This is a genomic window from Kitasatospora putterlickiae, from assembly GCF_039527695.1.
Taxonomy (GTDB): domain Bacteria; phylum Actinomycetota; class Actinomycetes; order Streptomycetales; family Streptomycetaceae; genus Kitasatospora; species Kitasatospora putterlickiae.
The window spans coordinates 3,094-7,186 of sequence record NZ_BAAAKJ010000406.1; the positions used below are offsets into that span (position 1 = coordinate 3,094).

Here is a 4,093-nt window from a genome sequence, read left to right on the forward strand (position 1 = left end):
CCCCGTTCCGCCCCCGCCCGCCGGTGACCGCCGGGGCCGTCGCGGCCCGCCGGGTCGAACGCCCCGGCGGAGGGTCAGCGGCGGCGGAACAGCAGGTCGTGCACCACGTGGCCCTTGGCGAGGCCGGCCCGTTCGAACTTGGTGAGCGGCCGCCAGTCGGGCCGCGGCGCGTACCCGGGGACGGAGCCGTCCGGGTGGTCCGCCGGCTCCAGCCAGCCGGTGCCGTCGCCCTCGGGGTGCAGGTTCTCCAGCTCCGGCGAGGCGGACAGGACGGCGAGCATCTGCTCCGCGTACGGCTCCCAGTCGGTCGCGCAGTGCACCAGCGCGCCGGGCGCCAGCCGGGGGAGGACCAGTTCCAGGAAGGACGGCTGGACCAGTCGGCGCTTGTGGTGCTTGGGCTTGGGCCACGGGTCGGCGAAGTAGACCCGCAGGCCGGCCAGCGAGGCGTCCTGGAGCATGTCGCGCAGCAGGATCACGGCGTCACCGGCGGCCGGGCGGACGTTGGTGCTGCCGTCGCGCTCCAGCAGGCCGAGCAGGTTGCCGTGGCCGGGGGTGTGGACGTCGGCGGCCAGGATGCCCGTCGCGGGGTCGGCGGCGGCCATCGCGGCGGTGGTCTCGCCCATGCCGAAGCCGATCTCCAGGGTGACCGGCAGGCCGTCGAACAGCGCGGGCAGGTCGAGCGGGGTGCCGTCGATGGCTATGCCGTACTTCTCCCAGCCCCGGTCCAGCGCGCCCGCCTGGGCGTTGGTCATCCGGCCCCGGCGCGGCTGGAAGCTGCGGATGCGCCGCTCGCTGTGCTGGGCCTCGGTGGCCTTGTGCGGGTACATCGGCGCGGGGTACGCGGCGGGCGCCGCGGAGAGCCGGGCGGAGGGCGATGGCTGGGGGATCGGGGCGGTGGCAGTCACAATCACCCGAGTCTACGGGGCCGTCGGGCGCGGGCCTCAGGCCCTGTGACGGGCCCCACGTCCCCGCGCCCGGTCCGTTCTCAGCCGCCCGCCTCCAGCGCGGCCAGCGCCCGGCGGGCCACCTCGCGGCCGATCGGCAGCGAGGCCGTCGCCGCCGGGGAGGGCGCGTTCAGCACGTGCACCAGGCGGCGGGTGGAGCGCGGGTCGTCCGGGTCGAAGCCGGCGAAGGCGAAGTCGTCCAGCAGGGAGCCGTCCCGGGCCACCGCCTGAGCGCGCACGCCCGCTCCGGCGCGGACCAGGTCGGCCGCCGTGACGGCGGGCAGCAGCCGCTGGACGGCGGTGGTGAACGCCCGCTTGGAGAGCGAGCGGTGCAGTTCGCCGATCTCGTAGCGCCAGTGCCGGCGGGCGATCCGCCAGGTGCCGGGGAAGGCGGCGGTGCCGGCCAGGTCGCGCGGCCGCACGGTGCGCCAGTCGTAGCCCTCGCGGGCCAGCGCCGGCACCGCGTTCGGGCCGACGTGCACGTCCCCGTGCACGCCCCGGGTCAGGTGGACGCCCAGGAACGGGAACGCCGGGTCGGGCACCGGGTAGACCAGGCCCCGGACCAACTCCCGCCGCTCCTTGACGAGTTCGTAGTACTCGCCGCGGAACGGCACGATCCGCACTCCGGGATCGTCGCCGGCCAGCCGGGCGATCCGGTCGCTGTGCAGGCCCGCGCAGTTCACCAGCACCTGGCAGCGCAGCTCGCCGGCCGAGGTCTGCACGGTGACGCCGTCGGCCCGCCGGGCGACCGCCCGCAGCCCGGCCCCGGTGCGGATCTCCGCCCCGGCCTCGCGGGCCAGCCGCGCGTAGGCGGCGGCCACGGCGGGGAAGTCGCAGATGCCGGTGGTCCCGATGTGCAGCCCGGCGATGCCGGTGACCTGCGGCTCGTACCCGGCGATGCCCCGGCGGTCCAGTTCGGTGACCGGGATGCCGTTGGCCCGCCCGCGCTCGGCCAGCGTGCGCAACCGGTCCAGCTCGGCGGGCCCGGTGGCGACGATCAGCTTCCCGGTGACCTCGTGCGGGATGGCGTGGGCGCGGCAGAACTCCACCATCTCGGCGGCGCCGGCCACCGCGTACCGGGCCTTGAGCGAGCCCGGCCGGTAGTAGACGCCGCTGTGGATCACCCCGCTGTTGCGCCCGGTCTGGTGGGCGGCCAGGCCGGGCTCCTTCTCCAGCACGGTGAGCCGCAGTCCGGGCCGGGCCCCGGTCAGCGCGTACGCCGTGGCGAGCCCGACGATCCCGCCCCCCACCACCAGCACGTCGACGTCGTACCGCACGGCCCGCTCCTCGCCTCGCCTCGTCCGACCGCCCCCGTCCGTCCGCGATGCTGCCACGTCGGCGGGGGCCGGTCGAGGGGGCGTCGGCGGGCCGGCGCCGGCCGGGTCACGCGGGGGCGACGGTCACCGCGCGGGCCCGTTCGGTCAGCTCGCGGACCCGGCGCTCGCCCTGGAACGGCTCCAGCCGGCGCAGCATCTCCACCACGTACTCACGGCTGCGCTGCGAGGAGATCCGCCCGGCCACGTCGACGGCGCGCTCGCCGGCCGCGACCGCCGCGTCGAGGTTGCCCGCCTCGGCCTCGGCCATCGCGGAGACCACCAGCCGCAGGCCGTGCGAGCGGACGAACCCCTCGGTGGGGCGGGCCAGCGCCTCACGGGTGAACTGGCGGACCTTGGAGGGCACGCCGAGGTCCCGGAAGCACTCGGCGGCGTCGGCGGCGAGCCGGTCGTAGGCGTAGAAGTCGATCCACGCCGGATCGGGATCCCCGGCGCGCGCCCGTTCGAGCGCGCTCTCCGCTGCCCCGAGCGCTGTCGCGCACGCCGCCGCGTTCCGGGCCTTGGCCTGGGCCCGCGCCTCGACCAGGTGGAAGAAGCTCATCGTCCGGGCGGTGGCCAGGCCCCGGTTGCGCTCCAGGGCGGCCTGGGCGAGGTCCACGGCCTCCTCGGCGAAGCCCCGGTACCCGGCCTGCAGGCTCATCGAGGCCAGCACGTAGCCGCCGAGCGGGACGTCCGCGGCGGCCCGGGCGAGCCGCAGAGCCTGGATGTAGTAGCGCTGGGCGGCCTCGTGCTGGCCGGTGTCGAAGGCCATCCACCCGGCCAGCCGGGTGAGTTCGGCCGTCGCGCCGAACAGCGACCGGCCCACCGCGTCGCTGTACGAGGCGAGCAGCAGCGGCGCCGCCTCGACCCGCAGGCACTCCGGCACCATCGACGAACGCCAGTCCCCGCCACCGTACTTGGAGTCCCAGCGGCGGGCCTCCTGGGCGGCCTCGCGGAGCTTGGCGGCGTCCGAGTGGCCGACCCGGTAGGAGCCGGCCTCGGCGGGCGCGCGCGGCACCTCGCGGGCCACCGAGCCGTCGGCGGGGGTGATCAGCCAGCGGGAGACCGGGGTCGCGTAGGCGGCGACCGAGAAGGTGCCGGCCAGGCTGTCGCTCCAGCGCCCGCCGCCGGGGCCGCGCCGCAGGTCGAGGTCGACCCGCCAGAGGTCGGTGGCGGAGCGGACGGCGTCGGGGACCTCGCGCGGGAAGGCGAGGCCGAGTTCGGGCGCCGGGTCGGTGTCGCCGAGGCCGATCTCCTCCAGCGGCACCGGGCGGCCGAGCTTGCCGCCGATCGCGGTGGCGATCAGGTGCGGGACCGGTCCCTGCGGCACCATGCCCTTGCTGACCCAGCGGGCCACCGAGGTCTTGTCGTAGCGGAGCGTCAACCCGCGTTGCGCGCCAAGGTCGTTGACCCGGCGGGCCAGCCCCGCGTTGCTGATCTGAGCCAGGGTCAGGAGCGTGCCGAGCCGTTCGTTCGGTCCTCGTGGGCTGACGGTCATGGTGGCGGCGGCACCTCCTGCGGCCTCGTGCGCGGGGCCCGGGCGGCGCCGGGCCGTAGCTGCTGTACCTAGAGTAGTCGGACGCGTTCCGACGGTTAAGAGGCCGCATTCCGGATGGCGGGATCGCGCGCCCGGGTCCGGGCGGCGGGCGGTCCGCGGGATCGGCCGGGACCGCCCGGATCCGGCCGTCCGGGGGTGTCCGGGTGGAGCGCCGGAGCGCCGTGCTCCGGTCCCGTGTCGATGTGCGCCCGGCCGTGCCCCCTGGCCCGACCGGCTGGTCGGCGATTCGCTGGTGGTCGTGGGTCGGCCCGCCGTCGAGGACCCGGCGGGCCGGGGGG

The 4,093-nt window shown here is 76.6% G+C and carries 3 protein-coding genes; all 3 read right to left on the reverse strand.

Annotated features, from left to right (window positions below; genetic code table 11):
• Nucleotides 1-74: 74 nt before the first annotated feature.
• Complete coding sequence (trmB, locus tag ABD308_RS34540) at nucleotides 75-905, reverse strand: tRNA (guanosine(46)-N7)-methyltransferase TrmB (protein ID WP_344343821.1); 831 nt, start codon at nucleotides 903-905, stop codon at nucleotides 75-77.
• Nucleotides 906-985: 80 nt separating this feature from the next.
• Nucleotides 986-2,221, reverse strand: coding sequence for an L-2-hydroxyglutarate oxidase (lhgO, locus tag ABD308_RS34545; protein ID WP_344343823.1), 1,236 nt, complete (start codon nucleotides 2,219-2,221; stop codon nucleotides 986-988).
• Between the two features lie 106 nt (nucleotides 2,222-2,327).
• The gene (locus tag ABD308_RS34550; protein WP_344343825.1) at nucleotides 2,328-3,755 is read right to left on the reverse strand and encodes an NsdA family TPR-like regulatory protein; all 1,428 of its coding nucleotides are present in this window, start codon (nucleotides 3,753-3,755) and stop codon (nucleotides 2,328-2,330) included.
• Nucleotides 3,756-4,093 lie beyond the last annotated feature (338 nt).

Coding starts and splice junctions, on each gene's coding strand:
- ABD308_RS34550 (WP_344343825.1), bottom strand. CDS start 3,755: ATGACCGTCAGCCCACGAGGACCGAACGAACGGCTCGGCACGCTCCTG.